14 protein-coding genes are annotated in these 21,810 nt (G+C 36.4%); 8 read left to right on the plus strand and 6 right to left on the minus strand.

The window, feature by feature from the left end:
- The first annotated feature begins 27 nt into the window (after positions 1-27).
- Positions 28-510: a MarR family transcriptional regulator gene (locus IE155_RS01115; RefSeq protein WP_189376243.1), complete on the plus strand. Its 483-nt coding sequence runs from the start codon at positions 28-30 to the stop codon at positions 508-510.
- Between the two features lie 61 nt (positions 511-571).
- Here the strand turns inward: IE155_RS01115 and IE155_RS01120 are convergent, their stop codons facing one another.
- From IE155_RS01120 to IE155_RS01140, 5 genes are read right to left on the minus strand one after another with little or no spacing between them, the layout of a single operon-like run.
- Positions 572-2,398 (minus strand): alpha-amylase family glycosyl hydrolase, encoded by a 1,827-nt coding sequence (locus tag IE155_RS01120; RefSeq protein WP_189376244.1) that lies wholly within the window; start codon positions 2,396-2,398, stop codon positions 572-574.
- Between the two features lie 20 nt (positions 2,399-2,418).
- Entirely contained in the window at positions 2,419-4,590 is a 2,172-nt protein-coding gene (malQ, locus tag IE155_RS01125; RefSeq protein ID WP_189376245.1) for a 4-alpha-glucanotransferase, read from the minus strand.
- Positions 4,591-4,593: 3 nt separating this feature from the next.
- Positions 4,594-6,861 carry a glycogen debranching protein GlgX gene (glgX, locus tag IE155_RS01130; protein ID WP_189376246.1) on the minus strand — a complete coding sequence of 756 codons (2,268 nt, stop codon included), beginning with the start codon at positions 6,859-6,861 and terminating at the stop codon, positions 4,594-4,596.
- A 3-nt stretch (positions 6,862-6,864) separates the two neighbouring features.
- Positions 6,865-9,087: a 1,4-alpha-glucan branching protein GlgB gene (gene glgB, locus IE155_RS01135; protein WP_189376247.1), complete on the minus strand. Its 2,223-nt coding sequence runs from the start codon at positions 9,085-9,087 to the stop codon at positions 6,865-6,867.
- A gap of 36 nt (positions 9,088-9,123) precedes the next feature.
- Positions 9,124-11,661 carry a glycogen/starch/alpha-glucan phosphorylase gene (locus IE155_RS01140; RefSeq protein ID WP_229816931.1) on the minus strand — a complete coding sequence of 846 codons (2,538 nt, stop codon included), beginning with the start codon at positions 11,659-11,661 and terminating at the stop codon, positions 9,124-9,126.
- Positions 11,662-12,260: 599 nt separating this feature from the next.
- Here IE155_RS01140 and IE155_RS01145 point away from each other — a divergent pair.
- From IE155_RS01145 to IE155_RS01175, 7 genes are all read left to right on the plus strand, one after another.
- Entirely contained in the window at positions 12,261-13,289 is a 1,029-nt protein-coding gene (locus tag IE155_RS01145; protein WP_189376248.1) for a LacI family DNA-binding transcriptional regulator, read from the plus strand.
- Between the two features lie 235 nt (positions 13,290-13,524).
- Positions 13,525-14,793: an efflux RND transporter periplasmic adaptor subunit gene (locus IE155_RS01150; protein WP_189376249.1), complete on the plus strand. Its 1,269-nt coding sequence runs from the start codon at positions 13,525-13,527 to the stop codon at positions 14,791-14,793.
- A gap of 55 nt (positions 14,794-14,848) precedes the next feature.
- Complete coding sequence (locus IE155_RS01155; protein WP_189376250.1) at positions 14,849-15,562, plus strand: ABC transporter ATP-binding protein; 714 nt, start codon at positions 14,849-14,851, stop codon at positions 15,560-15,562.
- Between the two features lie 9 nt (positions 15,563-15,571).
- Entirely contained in the window at positions 15,572-16,861 is a 1,290-nt protein-coding gene (locus IE155_RS01160) for an ABC transporter permease (RefSeq protein ID WP_189376251.1), read from the plus strand.
- 8 nt (positions 16,862-16,869) lie between these two features.
- A complete protein-coding gene (locus tag IE155_RS01165; protein ID WP_189376252.1) occupies positions 16,870-18,108 on the plus strand; it encodes an FtsX-like permease family protein in 1,239 nt (412 codons plus the stop codon).
- Between the two features lie 107 nt (positions 18,109-18,215).
- The gene (locus tag IE155_RS01170) at positions 18,216-19,574 is read left to right on the plus strand and encodes a sigma-54-dependent transcriptional regulator (protein WP_189376253.1); all 1,359 of its coding nucleotides are present in this window, start codon (positions 18,216-18,218) and stop codon (positions 19,572-19,574) included.
- On the plus strand, positions 19,575-20,855 hold the full coding sequence (locus tag IE155_RS01175; protein ID WP_189376254.1) for a sensor histidine kinase: 1,281 nt from the start codon (positions 19,575-19,577) through the stop codon (positions 20,853-20,855).
- A 107-nt stretch (positions 20,856-20,962) separates the two neighbouring features.
- Here the strand turns inward: IE155_RS01175 and IE155_RS01180 are convergent, their stop codons facing one another.
- Complete coding sequence (locus IE155_RS01180) at positions 20,963-21,757, minus strand: PEP-CTERM sorting domain-containing protein (protein WP_189376255.1); 795 nt, start codon at positions 21,755-21,757, stop codon at positions 20,963-20,965.
- Positions 21,758-21,810 lie beyond the last annotated feature (53 nt).

A 21,810-nucleotide genomic window follows, 5' to 3' on the forward strand; every position in this document is an offset into this window, starting at 1 on the left:
ACTCATTTACCATTTCGTGTTGCCGTGGTGAGCAATTTACTTGCCCTAAATCGAGATTGGAAAATTAGGGAATTAACCGACCTTGATCCTAGAGAAATGCGGGTATTACTTAATATTGGCTCATATATGCCAATTAAATCTGCTGATATAGCTTATCAATCTCGCCTTGATTCTTATACGGTTAGCCGTGCGGTGAAAAAATTATTAGCACTTAAATTAATTACAACCGAAGCTGACTCACAGAAGAAAAATGTTAAAAACCTTTTACTTAACAATAATGGAAAAGTGCTGTATCAAAAATTAGCGTTGGCTATGGACGAACGAGCTAAGCAGCTCGCGAGTGTGTTAAGTACTGAAGAAACTGAACAGTTTTATAGTATGTTAGAGAAAATTGAAAATAAAGCTGAACAGTTATTAGCAGAACAAGCAAACAAACGTATTAAGCAAGGTGTAGAACCTCCTGCCGATCAAAAAGAACTCATTCGTTGGTATAAAAAATCAAAGAGTTAATACTAAGCAAGTTTATAATTAAACTTGCTTGAATAAAGTGACTAATTATCTCTTATACGCCCTATTTAACTCGCCAAATAGCATAATCTAGCGGGGGAAGGTTTATTGTTGCTTGGCTATCTTTAAGGTGCAAACTTACTTCATTTAAACTACTTGAATAAAGTAACTCTACATCAGCTATTGCATTAGTTAATGAGATTGTTTTTTTCTCATTTGATGTATTAAAAGCAATGATGACTTGTTGGTTATTTTCGCCAGAGATAGTGCGAGAAAATACGTATAACCCAGGAGTACTCTGTTGATATAAAGTCGCTTGTTGACCATACCTAAGAACAGGCTCTTGATAATAAATACTCGCCATCTCCGCAAAGGCACGATAAAAAGGGTGATTCTGGTCGAAATTATCATCAGCGGTGCTTGCGTTAGTTGCCAGTAAATTATCGTCATTGTATGACTCTACTAACGAAGGCATCATGTCTTGTCGTGAATCTTGATCACCGCCATCGCCTACAAAACCTTGTTCATCGCCATAATAAATAATAGGTACGCCGCGCATAAAGTACATCATGGCATGAGCTAAAATATTACGTTTAATCTGCTGTTCTTGTGAGTAATCGAAAGGGCTACTTTTAACCATATAAGCAAAACGCCCCATATCATGATTACCAATAAAGTTTAGTAACTGATTAGCATTACTGTCGTGATCTAAGTAATCGCTATCAGCTTTCGACCAAGCATCAATAACATCGGTACCTGTTTGTTTAATCAATGTATCAGTGACCATTGATTGAAAGCCAAAATCTAAAACAGATTGCATGTTACCTTTGGTGGTGTATTGACTTAACACTTTACTATTAGCGTCATATACTTCGCCAAACATAAAAAATTGAGGAATACCTATCGATTTTGCATGATTAACAATAGCCGGTGAAAAATCACTCCAGAACTCGATATTGACGTGTTTGACCGTATCAATTCGAAAACCATCGGGTTTAAATTCACTAACGAAGTCTTTAAAGGTATCGATCATGTTAGCGACGACTTCAGGGTTGTCAGTGTCTAGATCATCAAGACCTGCGAAATCACCATAAAGTGAATTTTCACCCTCAAAAGTCGTATCACCTTGGTTATGGTAATACTCTATTTTATTTAGCCATTCTGGGCTTTTAACATTGTCTAAGCCTTTTGGAATAACGGGTGTGTATGTATCACCAGCCGCTTTTTGTGCTAATGATTTATAAACACAACCTGTTTCGGCAACTAACCATTGTAAGCCATCTTTACCATGACATTCTTCAAATTTAATCACATCAGCTGTATGGTTAGTAATAATATCAAAAAACACTTTCATGTTCTCTTGATGCGCTGCTGCTATAAAGTTTTTTAGATTTTCATTTGTGCCGAAATGCGGATCTATTTCGGTAAAATCTAATACCCAATAACCATGATATCCTGCGCTATTATCTTGCATGGCTTGATTACGTAGTATCGGGGTTAACCATATAGCACTTATCCCTAGCTCTTTTAAATAAGGGAGTTTGTCTTGTAACCCTTTAATATCACCTCCATGAAACATGCCTTTGTTGGTTTTATCAAAACCACCAGAAGAAATGGGCTTAGTTTTTGAACCATTGTCATTGGTGGTATCCCCATTATGAAAACGATCAGGCATAACAAAATAAAATACTTCATCTTGAATATCTCTATTTAAATAATGAGGTAAATCTGTTGCTGTCAGTCGTTTTGTCGCTATTGTATTGCCCGTGTTAGCATTGTTTACAGTGGTTACAGATTGTTCTTGCTGACAGCCAATTAAAAAGCTAGTAGCTAGTGCAAGCGTAATGCTTAGGCTTGTTTTTACTAAGTTTATTTTAAATAGTGTTTTCATTTAATGTTTTCTTATTATATTTATATTGTTTTTGGTCGTGCGATTTGCATCGCACTTACTAATGAAGTCACAGAATCGACATGGCTGAATTCTTCTAACGTTACAGGTAATTTTTGTTTCCAATTCGGGTGTTCGTCAATTGTCCCAGGAATATTAACTTGTTCATGTATTTCTAAAGCATCTTCTAAAGGAATTAATTGCACATGGCTTGGCGCTTGCGCTAAAAACTTTTGTACCGCCAAGCCTAATTCTTTATTCATTTTAGCGGGTGATTGATCAGGTAAGTTATTATTATCAATCACGCCTAAATCTTGTAATGCAGCTAATAATAATCCGCGATCGTCAATGCGTGATTTTCTGTCTGCAATGCCCATTTCTTCATTAGGGTAAAGGTTTAGCTGTTGTCTCCATGCTAAATCTCGTCCTGTCCACCAACCCGCCATAGTAGGTAAATCATGAGTTGAAATAGTAACCATTGATTGCGCGGGGTAAAGTTCAGGACGTTTATAATACCCTGACTCCCAACGTTCAAAAAATAAGACTTTATAAGATAATAAACCAGCAGCTTCCATAATTTCACTAAAGCCTTCAGGTACTGTTCCTAAGTCTTCACCGATGACAACACAATTATTACGGCGTGATTCTAATGCGATAATTCGTAATATATCATCAAAAGGAAAAGTGATGTATACACCTTGATCGGCTGCCATGCCAGGAGCCACCCAGTATTGGCGCATAAGCCCTAAAATATGATCAATACGTAAAGCGCCAGCATATTGCATATTACTTCGAAGCGCTTTGGCTAAAGGTAAATATCCTTGTTCTTGTAGTGCTACAGGATTGATTGGCGTTAAGCCCCAATCTTGCCCTAATACATTCATAGCATCTGGCGGAGCGCCTACTGCGGCTCCGGGAACATACATTTCTTTATCAGACCATATATCTACGCCTGAACCGTCACAACCTACCGCTAAATCCATGTACAAACCGATAGGCATACCACGTTCTTTTGCTGTATCAGCGACATTTTTTAGTTGACGATGTGCCAGCCATTGTACGTAAGTAAAGTAGTTAATACGTTCAGCATTTAACTGCTGAAATTCCATGACGGCTGCATTGCTAGGTTGTTGATATGCTTCAGGCCATGCACTCCAACCAAATGCATGTTCATCTATTTTTCTAAAATGTTCGTACAAGGCTTCAAAAGTTGCCAAGCGTTTTAAATCATCTCCACCTTGAGCTTTAAACTCAAGGAACTCTTCTGTTAACGCGCAGTTATTATTTTTAATAAAGTCTTGATAGAGAATTTCAATGACTGAAAACTTAATGTCAGATACCGCAGTGTAGTCAATGAGCTCGCAGTTTCTAGCGTAGTTAACTTTATTTTTAAACTCATGAGAGTTTACGAGTAGTTGTGCTGTTTCACATGTTTGATAATTAGGGATTTGTTTAACATCAATATATAAAGTATTTAAAAAACAACGACTTGTGGGTGAGTAAGGACTCCTGTGTGCTGGATTATTTTGATAAAGCGGATGTAATGGGTTAAGGCCAATTACTGATGCTTCTTGCTTAGCGGATAATTCAACTAGTGATAATAAGTCACCAAAGTCACCCATGCCCCAGTTATTTTCACTGGTTAATGAATATAACTGTGCGGCGTAGCCCCAAATCTTTTCTTTACTGGCTTCTTGCGGGCTATAACATGTTTTTGGCGCAAAAATGAGGGGACAACTATCTTTATATTCACCTACTTCAATAGTTAATATATGGTAACCCATTTCTAATTCAGGCAGTTGAAGTAGATATTTGATATATTGCTTATTATTTAACTCCTTTACAGCAACCTGTTTAAGTTGCGATAGTTTCGTTACGCCTGATGTGTTTTCACCTTTTTCTAATTGAATATTATAGCTAATATCGTCGCAACTATCTGCGGGTAAACTGATCGATACTTGATGCACACTTTCTTCTAACTTAGCAATGTGAGCAGACGGTAAAATATTTAACCATTCGCGTTGCTCTAAATAATTAATGCTTTGCTTTAACAATTGCTCATTGTCTAATTTATATCCCATCGCCGTTAATAATGCATACTCAGCTTCTTCGTTGGCGGGAATATATCTGCCAAAACAGTCAACATAACTTTGATGAAAGCCTACTAATTCGGCAAGATGTTTGATTTGATTCATAGGCTAATTCTCTATACTTTTAACTTGCAGAAAAGTATCTATTTGTTGCAAGTTATTTGATGATTTCGATAAAACATTGGCGGTTTGTACAGTTTTCGGATTTATTTGATTAAAACTGAGCACAATGCAGCTGTGAGCCTCAATAATTAAAGGTTCATTCGTATTTAAATGAGTGTTGATATTGTTATTTTTCTTGGTTTGGGTAAGGGTTGTATCAATTAGTCGATGCCAATAGCCAGTTAATATCGGTAGTAGAAAGTTAACGGCTTTATTATGGGCATTAAAAATAACTAACAGCGCATCGTCTGTTTGTTCATTGTTTTTGGCTGTATTGTTTGACGTTATGTTTACAGAGGTTTCTGCCAATAGCATTGCAAAACATTTTATTTTTGAGTCATGCCAGTTATCTTCTCGCATTAATTTACCAGTACAGTTATACCAACTAATATCTGGAAGTTTTGTGTCTGCTGATACGGTTAAACCATGTTGATAATGCGTTCTATTTAACAGGGGATGTGCTTTTCTTAACGCGATTAACTGCTTAACAAAAGGTAACTCAGCTTTCTCTTGTGGGTTTTCCCAGTTTATCCAAGTAATTTCATTATCTTGGCAATAAGCATTGTTATTACCTTGTTGACTATTCGCAACTTCGTCACCAGCTAATAGCATTGGGGTGCCTTGAGCAATAAACAATGTGGTGAGCATATTGCGCTTTTGTCTTGCTCGTAATTTATTTATAGTGCTGTCATTACATGGGCCTTCAAAACCAAAGTTAGTGCTAAAATTGGCGTTATGACCATCATTATTATCTTCACCATTAACGTGATTATGCTTGTGTTTATAGGTAACTAAATCATGTAAAGTGAACCCGTCATGAGTAGTGATAATGTTTACGCTAGCACTCGGGCGGCGGCCTGTTTTTTCAAAGAGATCACTAGAACCATGTAAACGGCTAGCAAATTCAGGAGTAACACCTGCATCACCACGCCAAAAACGTCGACAAGTATCTCTAAACCTGTCATTCCACTCTAACCAACTGTTTGGAAAATTACCCAGCTGGTAGCCATTTGATCCAATATCCCATGGTTCTGCAATCAACTTAACTTTCGCTAAAACAGGGTCTTGATGTAGGGCATTGAAAAAACTATTCTTTGAATTAAAGTCAGGCGTTTCTCGCCCTAAAATAGGGGCTAAGTCAAAGCGGAAACCATCAACCCCCATTTCTTCAACCCAATAACGCAAACTGTCTAATACCATTTGCATTACTCTAGGATGCTCAATATTTAAGGTATTACCACAGCCAGAATAGTTATTATAAAAACGTTTGTTTTCTTTGTTTAAACGATAATAACTGGCGTTATCTATACCTTTAAAACTATGGGTCGGTCCTAGTTCATTCCCTTCAGCGGTATGGTTGTAGACCACATCTAATATTACTTCGATACCCGCTTGATGGAAGCTTTCAACCATATGTTTGAATTCTTCAATTTCACCACTATGGCTATATTGAGCATGAGGTAAGAAAAAACCTATGGTGTTATAGCCCCAATAATTTTTTAGTATTTTTTGTTCAATAAATGCTTCATTTAAAAACTGATGAACGGGTAACAATTCTATGCTGGTGATACCTAAATCAGTTAAATAATCAATAACTGCTTTCGTCGCAAGCCCTGCATAGGTGCCTTTTAATTCAACAGGTACGTTAGGGTTTAACTGAGTAAAACCTTTAACATGCATTTCATAAATAATAGTGTCTCGGCGTCTAATTTGGGGGTGAGAACGGCATAATTTTAATGCTGGAGTGACCACGCATTTAGGCAGAAAGCTGGCGTTATCTTGTAGATCTAAGGTTAAATCTTTTTTGTCAGTGTCTGCGTCAACTTGGTAACTATAGTGGCTATCAGATGAAATAAACTTCCCTGATACTTTCTTAGCGTAAGGGTCGAGTAACAATTTATGGGGATTAAAACGATGACCATTATGAGGTTCGAACGGCCCATGCACGCGATATCCATATTTACTACCTGCAGTAATGCCTTTAATGTAACCATGCCAAATATCATCGGTAAATTCAGGCAAGGTAATACGCGCAATTTCATTAATTCCTAACGCATCAAAAAGGCAGAGCTCAACTTTAGTCGCATTAGCCGAAAATAGGGCAAAGTTGGTACCTTGCTTGTCACAAGTTGCGCCTAGTGGATAAGATCGCCCCGAACCCACCGTGTATTGGTGCTGTTGTGGCGTAAGATAGCTGGCTACAGGTTGCGTCATAATTTAATTGACCTGTGCTAATGAGAACATAACTGTACTTAATGCTGGAACAGTAATATCTATGGAATAAGGCTGATCTTGCCATGGCGTATTATGACTAGATATGGCAATTGTATTGAGATGGTTCGCACCAGAATAAACTTCAGCGTCGGAGTTAATTAATTCAATGTATTTACCCGCAATAGGTACACCGACTTTAAATTTTTTATGTACTGTAGGGGTAAAATTACAAATAACCACAACAGGGTTTTCGTGACTTTTATCAAAACGAATAAAGCTATAAATCGATTGCTCAGCATTTTTATGATCAAGCCATAAGAAGCCCTCGGGTGAACAGTCTTGTTGATAAAGGGCTGGAGTGTTTGTATAGATCTTATTAAGATCTTTAATTAAACGCTGTACGCCACTATGCCAATGAATGTCTAATTGATGCCAGTCAAGTTGATGATCATGATCCCATTCTTTACCTTGAGCAAATTCACAGCCCATAAACAGTAGTTTTTTACCTGGATGTGCCCACATAAAACCATAATAAGCGCGTAAATTAGCAAACTGCTGCCAAGCATCACCGGGCATTTTTGCAATTAATGAGCCCTTACCATGAACCACTTCGTCATGGCTTAAGGGTAAAATAAAGTTTTCATCAAAGGCATAAACCAAACTAAAACTTAATTCATTATGGTGATGACAACGATGAATAGGATCGCGTTTCATATAAGTTAGCGAATCGTTCATCCACCCCATATTCCATTTGTAACCAAAGCCTAAACCGCCTTCATGCACCGGTTTAGAAACGCCAGGCCACGAAGTCGATTCTTCTGCAATAGAGACACAACCAGGATATTGATGATAAAGTTCGCAATTAAACTGTTGTAAAAACGCTATGGCTTCAAGATTTTCACGACCGCCATGTTTATTTGGTATCCATTCACCGTCTTTACGGCTGTAATCGAGATATAACATTGAGGCAACTGCATCAACACGAATACCATCAACATGAAACTTATCAAGCCAGTGCATCGCCGATGCACGTAAGAAGTTTGTTACTTCAGTGCGACCATAGTTATAAATTAGCGTGTTCCAATCGGGATGAAAGCCTTGACGAGGATCTTCATGTTCAAATAAATGCGTGCCGTCGAACTGAGCTAACCCATGAGGATCACTAGGAAAGTGTCCAGGGACCCAATCAATTAACAATCCAATATTTGCATTGTGACATTGGTCAACAAAGTACTGAAAATCATCTTCATTACCAAAGCGCGAAGTTGGTGCAAATAATCCAACAGGTTGATAGCCCCATGAGCCATCAAATGGGTATTCACTTATTGGCATTAACTGAATATGAGTAAAGCCCATTTCCAACACATATGGAATGAGTTGATTCGCTATTTCTCGATAATTTAGATAATGGTTATTAGCGTCTTTACGCCATGAACCTAAATGTACTTCGTATATTGAAATAGGGGCATCTTGGTTGTTACGTTGTTCTCGCTTAGCTAGCCATTTTTGATCTTGCCATGGATAGACTTTTTCTGCGCTAATAATGGAGGCTGTTTCTGGTCGATATTGTGATTGAGTTGCGTATGGATCTGCTTTTAGGGGCAGGATATTACCATTAGGATCTTTTAATTTAAATTTATAATACTGTCCTACAACTGCTTGAGGAATAAATATTGACCAATAACCAGACTTTTGATTGTTTATGACTATATTTTGCATGGGATGACAGCGACCATCCCAATCATTAAAGTCACCTACAACAGCAACATAACTTGCATTCGGTGCCCAAACGGCAAACGATACCCCATCCACATTCTGATGGTTAGTCACATGGGCACCGAGTTTACTATAAGGTTTTAAATGTGTTCCTTCATTGAGCAAGTAGATATCAAGATCACCTAAAATAGGTGTAAAACTAAACGGATCATCGATCATTTCATAACTGGTTTTATCGTCACTTGTCGCTTTTGTGACTTTTAATTGATATTTAAACTTGTTTTTTCGTCTAAGTTTTAATGAAAATAATCCGTCGCTATGTACTTTCTTTAATTTACCAATGATTTTACCGGTATGACTCGCAATAATTTCTACATTAATAGCGGCAGGAAAAAAGCAGCTGATAGTTAAACTCCTATCATCTCCAAGCATATTTAGACCAAGCACGGCATGGGGGGATTCATGCTTCGCTTTTACTAAATTATTAATGTCTTGTTGAGTTAAACTCATCTTTTTTCCTGCGCTATTATTGGTAGTAAACGAAAACTAATTAGCGCTAACAGGTGTTAACTGCCAAATATTGGCAATGTAGTCTTCGATTGAGCGATCGGAATTGAATTTCCCCATTAATGCGGTATTCAAAATAGCCATACGTGCCCAACGTTTTTTATCTTGATACGCGACATTTAGTTTGTTTTGTGCATCCGAGTATGACTGAAAATCAGCTAACACTTTGTATGGATCACCGCCGGCTAATAAACTTTCTTTTATCGGCGATAATGCTCCAGCATGCCCTGGGGTAAAATAATCTGAATCTAACCAATCTAAACAGGCTTTTATTTCTTCGTTATTATGGTAATAATCTGTAGGGTTATAACCGTTTTGATCTAAGGCTTTTACTTCGTCCACCGTTAAACCACAGATAAATATATTGTCGTTACCCACTTCTTCTGCAATTTCAATGTTAGCGCCGTCTAAGGTACCAATTGTTACCGCACCATTTAACGCAAGTTTCATATTGCCAGTACCTGAAGCTTCTTTTCCTGCGGTTGATATTTGCTCTGAAACATCTGCGGCAGGGATAATTTTCTCTGCCAATGAGACGCGGTAATTAGGTAAAAATACCACTTTTAATTTGTCGTGAATTCGCGTGTCGTTATTGATTTTGTCAGCTACTTTATTAATGGCAAAAATAATATCTTTAGCAAGTTTGTAACCTGGTGCTGCTTTTGCACCAAATATAAACACTTGGGGATACATTTCCATTGCTGGATCAGCCAGTAAACGTCGATATAAGGCAATAATGTGTAATAAATTCAAGTGTTGGCGTTTGTATTCGTGTAAACGTTTAATTTGCACATCAAATATTGCATCAGGGCTAACAGTGATCCCTGTTAATGCTTTAATTTCTTTTGTTAAGGCTACTTTATTTTGATGCTTAATTTGCATAAATTGCTGTTGAAAATCAGCATTGTCTGCTTTATTGCTTAACAGAGATAGTTGGGTAAGCTCCTTTGCCCAGTCAGCATTAATTTCAGAATCTAGTAGTGCTGATAGTAAGGGGTTACAAGCTTTTAACCAACGACGCGGAGTAATGCCGTTTGTTACGTTAGTTAACTTTTTTGGCCATAATTGATTGAACTCAGGGAACAGATCGCTTTTAACGAGATCTGAATGTACTTGAGCAACTCCATTAACTTTGTGTGATGCAATTACGCATAAATGTGCCATACGTACTTTACGTTCATTACCTTCGCCGCCTTCATCAATGATCGATAGTGCTCTGCGCATGTTGTCATTATTGGGCCACATTGCATTAACTTCTTCATTTAAAAATGCCTCGTTAATACGATATAAAATAGTTAAATGGCGTGGTAATACACGTTCAAATAACTTGACTGGCCATTTCTCTAATGCTTCTGGTAACAAGGTATGGTTAGTGTAAGCAAAAACCTTACGTGCTAATTGCCAAGCGTCTTGCCACTGAAATTGAAATTCATCGAGTAGTAAACGCATCAATTCTAAAATTGCGATGGTAGGGTGCGTATCGTTAAGCTGAATAGCGACTTTACTGGAAAAGTGTTCGCTTTGGGCGGGGGTTAACGCACCGTATTGTGCTTGATAACGTTTAATAATGTCTCTAACTGAACAGGCGCAGAAAAAGTACTGTTGAATAAAACGCAATTCTTGGCCGGCTGCGTGTTCGTCATTCGGATACAATACTTTCGAGACTATTTCGGCATGCACTTGTTGCTCAAGTGCCATTAAATAATCACCGTTGTTAAATTTATCCCAGTCAAAGGCTGAGTCAGCTCTGCATTGCCATAGCCTTAACGCATTTACTGTACTTGAGTTATAGCCAACAATTGGAATGTCATAAGGCACGCCTTTAAGCGTTTTCCCTGCAGTCCATTTAGTTTCTGTGCTTCCATCGGCTTGAGGAACTTCTTCTATATGACCATAAAGAGGGATCAATTGTGTTGATTCAGGACGACAAATTTCCCATGGGCTACCAAATTCACGCCACATATCAGGAGTTTCAACTTGATGACCATCAGCAAAGTGTTGTTTAAATAAACCATGTTGATAATGAATGCCATAGCCCATTGCGTTGTAGTCTAACGTGGCTAATGAATCTAAAAAGCATGCGGCTAAACGTCCTAAACCACCATTACCTAGTGCTAAATCAGCGCCTTGTTCGCATAAGTCGGCGAGTTCAAAACCTAAACTCTTTAACACTTTTTCAGTGATGGTGTACAAATCTAAATTATGTAAATTATTAGAGAGTAAACGTCCCATTAAATATTCAAGCGACAAATAATTAACACTTTTACAGGCTGATTGGCTTTGGCGTAATTGACTTTGATTAAGCTTTTCAGTGATTACTTCATTTAACGCTAAAGAGGTCGCATGCCAGTAAGCTTTTTTAGTTTCGGTACACTGCTTATCAATAACATTATTGATGATGATATCACCTAAAGTATGGGATAAATGATGTTCAATACGCACTTTAAGCATGGCGCTATCTAAAGTGTTTTTGTTAGAGCTTGTGTTGCTATTAATGTTTTTAGTTATAGTAACCATAATAATTCTTGTACTCGTTACATGCACTTACGTGATAAAAGTGCAGAGTGAAAATAATCTTCAAAAAAGTGATAGTGGAAAAATCGACTTAATTGTTGCTATACATTCAGCTGTAGTTATCGGGTTTAGATTCATCAATAAAATATTAATATTTATTATGCGGATGCTGATAAATAGAGCAATGAGTTACATACGTATGCATGAGCGTATATTGCCTATTTTGCTATGCATACGTATGCAGGATGTTGGGAAATAAACATTTCTTTTGTTTTTGAACGGATTTATTAATATAGCGTTGCTTTTTGTTAGATACATTTTGTGTGATTTGGTCTAAATTAAAGCAAATAGTTTTTATTAATCATTGAATTTATTGATAAAAAGCAATTTATTAAAGGACATTGGGTGGATTTTATTTCGCTATACATCACTTTATGGCTCAGGTAGTATGAAGTGATGATTAACGTCAAGTTGTTGGTTGCTTGTGTGCAAAAATCTTATTGTTAAGTGTATGGATGACTAACCAAACAATATAAAGTTAGCTAGTTAATACTTAAGTAAAACTAAAAGCTACAATAATAATTAAAGAGTTAAACTAAAAAGTGAAAGCTAAAAATACTTCATTTGATATCGCTTACCGTGCTGGTGTATCACAGTCGACAGTTTCTCGTGCGCTAAGAGATAGTCCTCTAGTTAATGAAGAAACACGTAAGCGTGTGCAAGAAATTGCTAAAGAACTTAACTACAAGGTTGATAAACATGCCAGTAGTTTACGGACTCAACAAAGCCAAACGATAGCGTTACTTTTGTTTGAAGACCCCACTAATGACGATTCTTTAATTAACCCTTTTTTCTTGTCAATGTTAGGTAGTATCACTCGAGCTTGCTCGAATAGAGGCTATGATTTATTAGTTTCATTCCAACAAATGAATAATGACTGGCACGCTGACTTTGAAGATACCCGAAAAGCTGATGGCATTATTTTATTAGGCTATGGTGATTATCTCTCTTATCGTGAAAAGTTAATTCAACTTACTGAACAAGAAACACATTTTGTTCGGTGGGGGGCTGAAGTTAAAGAATTACCCGTTGTCTCAGTAGGGTGTGATAATTTTCATGGTGGGCAACAATTAACAGAGCACTTATTAAATAATGGCAGAACACATTTTGCCTTTTTAGGTGGTGTATCCAATGGAGCCCCTGAGTTTAAAGATCGTTATTTAGGGCATTGTCACGCATTAGAACAAGCTAATATTAGTGTAGATCCCGCATTACAGTTTGATGCTATTTCTACTGAAGAGTCTGGCTATGAAGCCATGCAAATATTAATAAAATCAAACAAGCATGTTGATGCTATTTTCGCTGCCAGTGATTTAATTGCTGTTGGTGCATTAAAAGCAATGCAAGAGTACAATATAAAAGTACCCGAAGATATCGCTATAGTTGGCTTTGACGATATTCCTATTGCAAGTTTCACTTATCCTGCTCTAACTACCGCCCGCCAAAATACCGTATTAGCTGGAGAATTATTGGTTGATAAGTTATTAGAATTAATTAGTGGTGAGCAAGCACAAACGCGATTAATGGCAACAACTTTAGTGGTGAGAGAATCTTGCGGAAGTAAGCGCTAGTTAGCTACTTTTTCTAGTAAATTTATATAATTAGTATCAACTTTTCTGTAGTGTCCGATCAATAATGTCGGACACTGTCATTGTCCGTTCGGACACTTAAATTCAATACTTCGGACAGTTATTCGTTCACAAAATAAAAATATACTTCAATAAAAACAAACTACTACGTTTTTTATGGGCTTTTGGCATATTTCTCGCTTTTATTGTACTTATAAAATAATACAGTGAAGTTTTTATGATCAATTCAACTCTCGGACAAGACGAAGTTATCGTTAAACAAAACAGTAAGAAGCCTTGGCTTAAAATAATTATTATTTCATTAGGAATTGTAGGGGGAATTTTTTGGGTTTTTCCTACGATAAGTCAATGGGTAGATGGGGTACAAAGAGTCGATCCAGAAACTATTACGCGTTCGACGGTAATTAGAGGGACTTTAATCAGAGACATTGCAGTTAATGGCAAGCTGGTAGCTGCGAACGCTCCAACTCTTTATAGCTCTGAAGCTGGACAAGTTACTTTATTAGTTAAACCAGGAGATACGATTAAAAAAGGAGCTATCGTTGCATCTATATTAAGTCCTGAATTACAGTCAATGATTAAACAAGCTACTGCTAAATTGGAAAGTTTAAAAATTGATGCAAGACGCAGTGAGTTACGAGATCAAGAATCTCAACTTGATTTAGAACAAGTACTAGATTCTGCACGTGTTCGTCTTGATGCGAGTAATCGTGAATTAAAACGTGCCGAACTATCTTTTGAAAAACAGGTGGTTAGTCAGCTTTATTTGGTGAGCAAACGTGATGATAAACTTGAGAGTGAATTGCTATTTAAACATGCACAAAAGCGTGTTGAATTGGCTAAGAAGCGTCTAGAGTTTGAAAACCAAACCCGTATTCTTTCTGTTAAAAGCCAACAATTGATCGTTGATGAACTACAAAGGCGTGTTGAGTTACTTAATATTCGCACACCGGTTGATGGCGTTGTTGGTAATTGGTTAGTGCAAAAAAAAGAACGAGTAAGTGGAAGCCAAGCACTAATGACAATTGTTGATTTAAGTCAGTATGAAGCAGAACTTAATGTTCCTGAGTTTTATGCTGATGATCTAGGGTTAGGTTTAGCAGTACAAATGAAAATTTCAGGAAAACCACTGATTGGAAAAGTTATTTCGATCTCCCCTGAAGTTAAAAATAGTCAGGTGATGGTGAGAGTATCCGTTGATGACTTTTCTGATATTCAATTGCGCCAAAATCAACGATTAAACGCCCGAATAGAATTTGAAAAGAAAGATAATGTATTAATGGTTAAGCGTGGTGGCTTTCAAGCTAGTCATGGTGGTCAAGCGGCTTATGTGATTGATGGTGATGCCGCATATTTAACCCCTATCACTATAGGTTCGCAGAGTGTTGAATTTATTGAGATAACGTCAGGTTTAAATGCTGGCGATAATATTATTATTTCCTCAACGGAAAAGTTCGATTCACATTCATCCATTTTATTAAATTAACAACGTAAAAATAACAATAGCCCTAATTGGCAAACATATTATTTAGGAAAAATATATGCTTAACATGAAAGATATTAGTCGAATTTATCGTAGTGATACTATTCAAACTCATGCATTGCGCGACTTTAATTTACAAGTAAACACAGGTGAATTTGTTGCCGTTACTGGTCCTTCCGGTTCAGGTAAATCAACATTTTTAAATGTAGCGGGGTTATTAGACAGTTTTGACAAGGGATCTTATGAATTAGATGGTATCAATATTCAAGGATTAAATGATGACGAACTATCGCGATTAAGAAATGAAAAGATAGGGTTTATTTTTCAAAACTATAACCTTATTCCAGACTTCAACCTTTTTGATAATGTCGATATGCCATTACGTTATCGAGGTTTTAATGCTACAGAAAGAAAACGCAGAATTTCAAATGCATTAGAGCAAGTTGGTTTAGCAAGTAGAGCTAATTATTTACCTAGTCAATTATCTGGTGGACAACAGCAGCGAGTCGCTATTGCACGAGCTTTAGCAGGCGAACCTAAAATTCTATTGGCAGATGAACCAACAGGTAATTTAGATTCATTAATGGCTCGTCAAGTAATGGAATTACTTCATACTTTAAATACTGAGGGTAGTACGATTATTATGGTAACTCACGATCCTGATCAAGCTCGAGCTGTAGGTAGAAATATACAAGTGATAGATGGCCAAATTACTGATCATAGTGTTTATGCGCCTATAAATGGTAACGCCACTATTAACGTGAACGTATAAGGATTTCTAATGGAAATGTTCAATTATTATTTGAAATTGAGTATGCGTAACTTAGTACGGAATCGTCTTTTTTTTATTTTGATGATTTCTACATTGGCCGTTGGTGTTGGTGTATTTTTAGCAAATATAGCTATTATAAAATCAATGTCTACCGATCCTATTCCACAAAAAAGTGAACGAATATTTAACGTAACTCTTAACATTTGGACAGGTAATGATGCCAGTGGTGATCTGATAGAAATAATGCGTTACGACGATGCAATGCATATTTTAAAAAATGATATCGCCACTCACACTATGGTGCATTATCAGTCTCAAGTTTATGCTAGAGAATTAGGTTCAAAAAGCCTTACACGCCAAAAAGCAGTGGTACGTGCTACAACTCCAGGTTTCTTTCCGCTTACTGACGCTCCGTTTGCCTTTGGCAGTAGCTGGCAACAAGATCATGCAAAGCAAATTGTTATTGGTGATACATTAAATCAGAAAATTTTTGGTGGTGGTAATAATGTAGGTAAAACACTCGAAATTGACGGAAAACCTTTTGAGATAGTAGGTATATTAAAACCATGGAAATTAAAACCGTTATTTTATCATGTAGCTTATGGACAAAAGTTCAATCCTACTGATGATATTTTCGCACCTATTGAAACGGCTTTAGATAACGAATGGGCTATTAATGTAAGAAACTCCGCAACCGATCGAATTAACTCTGTCTCTGATAACCGTGGTAAAAATGGCTATTTTATTCAAGCATTCGTTCAACTTGATACTTTAGCGCAAAAAAAAGAAATGCAGCAATATATTAATAATTATTCTCAACAAAGACTGCAGCAAGGTGAAAATTTACGTGATTATGACAATCGACTATTAGATGTCAATCAATGGCTAGTGCATAAAGAAGTAGTTGATGAACGTATGTTAGCGTTTGGTATAGCAACGTCCTTATTTTTAGCTGTATGTATATTTAATGCCAGCAGTTTATTACTTGCAAGATTTCACAGCTCACGATTTGAAACAGGGTTAAGAAGAGCGGTTGGTGCAAGAATGAAAGATGTTTTTTATCAAGGCTTAGTTGAAAGTCTTTTAATTGGAATATGCTGTGCTATTTTTGCACTGTTATTTGGATGGATGTTTTTGCAAATATCTATCAATTTATTCCCTGCATTAGAACATACCAGTGATATTGACGGAGCCCTAATTTTAATTGGCGTGATAATCGCTCTCACTACCTCATTTATTAGTATGTTATATCCATTGATTCGCTCTTGTAGAACTTCGTTATCAACAACGTTGAAATAGGTCTTAAAATGAATATTAAAGCATTATTAAAAGCACTTCGTTTACGTAAGTTTGCTACTGGATTACTGTTGTTACAACTAAGTTTAACCATAGGTTTGATGGTTAATACGGTTATTTTAACTAATTCGGCAATTGAAAAACTCAATAAGCCATTGTTATTTGATGTAGAGCAATTGATTGTAGTCGATTTAATACCTACTTCAGGTGCATTTAGAGATACTGATTATTACCAATCAATAACAAAACAAGATATTGCCAAGATAACCGCTATTGACGGCGTTATTAGTGCCGCACATTATAACCAAGTTCCTATTCAAAATGGTGGCTGGAATGGCAATGTTCAGTCTGCTGACTTTCCTGATGATGCAGTGTTACCTAGAGAATTACGTAATGTTCCACAATTTTTCACCAGTAAAATCGGGTTGCAAAACTTAGGCGTAGAGATCATAGAAGGCAGAGCATTAACGGATGCTGATGATATTACTCACGATTTTTATACGTCAGGTAAACGTAGAGGTATTGAGCAAAATGTTATTCTTACTGAGTCTCTTGCTAAAGCTGTATTTCCTAATAAATCAGCGATAGGGGAGTTAACAAACAACGGAAGAGTTGTTGGTGTCGCAAAAGACTTTGTTATCAGTCCTACATTTGAAGGTCCGTCAAAATTTTATGCTTTGTTTGGTAATTTTATGTATTCCCAATCTGATTTTGAACAACATTACATTGTTCGTGTTCAGCCAGGAAAAGTAGCAGAAGTTCAAGCTCAACTGCGTGATACTATTTTATCAGTACAAGCAGAGCGCGATATTATTAATGTAGAAAGTATGGCGAAACGTTTACAAAACTTTTATAGACAAGATACGGGTTTAGCTAGCTTGTTTGCGATGTTATCAATGTTAATGATTTTGGTGACAATAGTAAGTAGTTTTGCTCATGCGCACTTTCATGTAACTCAACAACGAAAATTTATTGGTATACGTCGAGCATTAGGAGCGAGAAAAAAAGACATTATGTTGTATGTCTTTAGTGAAAACTGGATGTTAAATTTTGGCGCAAGCTTATTGGGTATTGCGACTATGGTAGGGCTAAATATAGCGTTATCACAAGTGATCACTATCGAAAAACCAACGATATTGTTATATGCTCTGGCGGTATGTGTGGTATTTGTAGCAGGTTCATTAGCTACATGGTTACCTGCTTATAAAACAACAAAGATATCTCCAGTAATTGCAACTAAAACACTATAAGTCATTGTTGGCAGTCACTCTTTTAACTGAAAAATAAATTAAGAGTGACTACCAAAGTTAAAATTAAGAATGAAAATTAACTCGAAGGAAGTAAAAGGATTGAAAGAATGAAGCGAGTATTAGTCGTCGATGATAATCCCGACATTTTGGATGCATTAGACTTATTACTTAGTTTGCATGATTATCAAGTTATCACCGCCAGTACAATTAAAGAGGCTTTATTCTGTGCGCATAATCAACGTGTCGATTTAATTATTCAAGACATGAACTTTAGTCAAGGAACAACAGTAGGTGAAGAAGGAAAGTCGCTGTTTTATCAATTAAAAGAAATTATTCCTGATATTCCAATTATTTTAATTACGGCTTGGAGCCAGTTAGAAACAGCTATTGAACTAGTAAAAGCTGGCGCATCAGACTATTTACCTAAACCTTGGAATGATAATAAGTTACTTGAGATTATTAACACAAATATTGCTAGTGCAACAGAGAGTACTAGTTGTCAGAAAAAGTTAAGTGTTACCGATAAAAATCAAAAAGTTACGCCTTTTATCGTTGAAAGCCAGCCAATGAAACAACTTATTGCTACAGCTGAAAAAGTCGCTAGTAGTGATATTAGTGTATTAATTACTGGGGCAAACGGTAGCGGTAAAGAGCGTATTGCTGATTATATTCATCAAAATTCTCCTCGTAGTAGTAATCCTTTTATTAAAGTGAATATGGGAGCATTAGCAAATGAGCTAATGGAAGCTGAATTATTTGGTGCTGTAAAAGGGGCTTATACAGGTTCCACCGCAACAAGAATAGGGCGTTTTGAAGCTGCAAATGGCGGGACATTATTTTTAGATGAAATTGGTAACTTGTCATTAGCTGGTCAGATGAAACTGTTACGAGTGTTACAAACAGGACAATTTGAACGTGTTGGTTCGAGTGAAACTATTAGTGTTGATGTTCGTGTCATTAGTGCTACCAATAGTAATTTGAAACAAGCAATTATTGATAATTTATTTCGCGAAGATTTGTATTATCGACTTAATGTCGTTGAGATCAATGTCCCTCCATTAGCGAGTAGGCAAGATGATATTATCCCTTTGGCACGCCATTTTGTTTCCAAGACTCATCATTTAAGTGAATCAGCAGCTAAGCTACTTAAACAGCAATTATGGCCAGGGAATGTACGAGAATTAGAGAACCATTGTCAACGCGCCATGGTGATGTGTGCAGGCAATGAATTGTTACCAGAGCATTTTAACTTTTACACTAATACCGTTAGAACTGAAAACTTAAATAAAAGTAAAAAAAGTTTAAAAGCAAATGTTGATAAGTCCTATTTACAGCTGATATTAGACAAACATCAATGGGTAATTTCACGGGCAGCTGAAGAGTTAGGATTAAGCAGACAAGCTTTGTACCGACGAATTGAAAAATACCAACTTAGACAAGAAGCTTCGAACGAGAGCGAGTCATAAATGCGCTTAATTATTTCGTTAGGATTATTATACAGCTCACTATTGTTATCATTTTATTATTTTTCAGTGCAATACCCTGTTTTTCTTGGATTTTTGCTTTTTTTGTCACTCTTGGTGACATTTTATTTATTCAAAGAGCAATATAAGCGTCACAGTGTTATTCTTCAAAGTGTAGAGCACGGACTACAAAGCTTACGAGATAATGATTTTTCGGTGAGTTTAACGCCTCGAAAAGAAAAAGCGTACAATACACTTATTGATGCGTTCAATCAAACTAGTAATAAGCTTAGGGAAGAACGTCAACGACTTTATCAACGAGAAATGATGTTAGATAAAGTCTTAAATGCTTCACCTATGGTGACTATTCTAGTCGACCACAGAGATACTATAGTGTTTACTAATAACAGTGCTCAACAAGCCTTTGAATTAAATGGCGCTATTGTTGGCCTTAAATGGACAACATTACTTGAGTCGTTAGCACCAGAGTTTCAACATGCTTTAAGTCATCAGGGCGAGTCTATTTTTATGTTAACTGATAATCAAGGTTCACAACAAGCATGGCATGTGACTAATTCAAGTGTTGTGATTCATCAAGCTCAACATCAATTATTTTTATTGAAAACCATCACTCAAGAGTTATCAAAGCAAGAAGTTGCTACATGGAAGAAAGTTATTAGTGTGATCAGCCATGAACTTAATAACTCAATTGCACCTATTAGTTCTATGTGCCATAGCGGTGAACTGTTAGCAAAAAATTTAAATGAACCTAGGTTGAATAGGGTATTTAAAACCATTAGTGGGAGAGTGAATCACTTAAACGATTTTATAAAAGGTTATGCAACGTTAACTAAAGTAAAACTCCCAAATAAAGAGCAAGTAAATTGGCTACAATTAGTTGATGAATTACAAAAATTGTTCCCATTTACATTAACCACATCTTTACCGAATTCACCACTAAATGCTGATTTAGTGCAGCTTGAACAAGTGTTAATTAATATCCTTAAAAATGCGCATGAAGCTGATGAAACAGGTGAAATTTCACTAGGTTTTAAAGAATCTACACATGCACTTGAAATTATTATTGATGATAATGGAAGTGGCATGTCGCCAGAAGTTATTCAAAATGCCTTATTACCTTTTTATTCAACTAAACACTCTGGAACTGGTCTGGGTTTAGCACTGTGTAGAGAGATTATTGAAGCGCATGAAGGTAAATTAGTCTTTAATAATCGCGAGCAAGGCGGGCTTAGCGTATTAATTATTTTACCTTACAATCTTTAATTTAAGTTTTTGATATAAAATTGAGAATTAATAGCTCAAATACTATAAAAAAACACCAATATTGACTATTGGTGTTTTTATCAATTCGTTAATGGAATGTATTTAGATTATTTCTTTAATCTGCGAGATAATAAACCCATTATACCAAACGCGAATATTGCAAGAGTAGAAGGTTCTGTGACGCTTTGCGTAGGTTCCGGTCCAGTTAAATCAAAGCTTGCTGAAATGTAAGGTATAGTGCTTTGCCCATTCGTATTACCAAAATGTGCAAACATTTCAACGCCATTTGATTGTAAACCAATAGGTGCTTTTCCTAGAGATTCACCACCACCCCATAAGCTAGTTGGAGTAACACCATTTAGTAGCACTGAAGTAGGATCTGCATAATTTACAGGGGCAGAATATTGACCAGTAATTAAATCGAAACCTAAAGCGGATAAAAGAGCATTAGAATTATAAGACCATCCTGGCGCATGATCACTACCTATCCATAAACCACCTCCAGACAATTCTAAGTTATGGGCAATGTTCTGAATTAATGCAACTTCACTAGAATTTGAACCTTGAAAATGATACCCATAAGAGCGCGTGTCTATGGCAATCCCCATATCTGTTGACCAAAAGTTACTAATTGCTGATATGTCAGATGTAGTCAGATATAGTTGGTTGGTTAAATCCCACAAAAATACTTGATCATATACATTTGTATTCAATGAATTTGAAATATTACCCGATATTGTTGCATCAACTATATCAACAGTATGCCCAGCGCTTTCTAAACTTGTCTTCATCTCTTGAAAACCAGTAGTTAAATTAAATTGAGTTAAAAGAATTTTACCTGCATATGAATTTGCTGCAAATAATGAACTTACAAGAGTAAGCGCTAAAATCATTTTTTTCATGTTTATTCCTTAATAATTATTAAATACCTTTTTATCGAGATAAGCATGAGTCA

The organism is Thalassotalea profundi, from assembly GCF_014653195.1.
Classification (GTDB): domain Bacteria; phylum Pseudomonadota; class Gammaproteobacteria; order Enterobacterales; family Alteromonadaceae; genus Thalassotalea_B; species Thalassotalea_B profundi.

Coding starts and splice junctions, on each gene's coding strand:
- IE155_RS01160 (WP_189376251.1), top strand. CDS start 15,572: ATGGAAATGTTCAATTATTATTTGAAATTGAGTATGCGTAACTTAGTA.
- IE155_RS01165 (WP_189376252.1), top strand. CDS start 16,870: ATGAATATTAAAGCATTATTAAAAGCACTTCGTTTACGTAAGTTTGCT.
- glgB (WP_189376247.1), bottom strand. CDS start 9,087: ATGAGTTTAACTCAACAAGACATTAATAATTTAGTAAAAGCGAAGCAT.
- glgX (WP_189376246.1), bottom strand. CDS start 6,861: ATGACGCAACCTGTAGCCAGCTATCTTACGCCACAACAGCACCAATAC.
- IE155_RS01175 (WP_189376254.1), top strand. CDS start 19,575: ATGCGCTTAATTATTTCGTTAGGATTATTATACAGCTCACTATTGTTA.
- IE155_RS01150 (WP_189376249.1), top strand. CDS start 13,525: ATGATCAATTCAACTCTCGGACAAGACGAAGTTATCGTTAAACAAAAC.
- IE155_RS01140 (WP_229816931.1), bottom strand. CDS start 11,661: ATGGTTACTATAACTAAAAACATTAATAGCAACACAAGCTCTAACAAA.
- malQ (WP_189376245.1), bottom strand. CDS start 4,590: ATGAATCAAATCAAACATCTTGCCGAATTAGTAGGCTTTCATCAAAGT.
- IE155_RS01155 (WP_189376250.1), top strand. CDS start 14,849: ATGCTTAACATGAAAGATATTAGTCGAATTTATCGTAGTGATACTATT.
- IE155_RS01120 (WP_189376244.1), bottom strand. CDS start 2,398: ATGAAAACACTATTTAAAATAAACTTAGTAAAAACAAGCCTAAGCATT.
- IE155_RS01180 (WP_189376255.1), bottom strand. CDS start 21,757: ATGAAAAAAATGATTTTAGCGCTTACTCTTGTAAGTTCATTATTTGCA.
- IE155_RS01170 (WP_189376253.1), top strand. CDS start 18,216: ATGAAGCGAGTATTAGTCGTCGATGATAATCCCGACATTTTGGATGCA.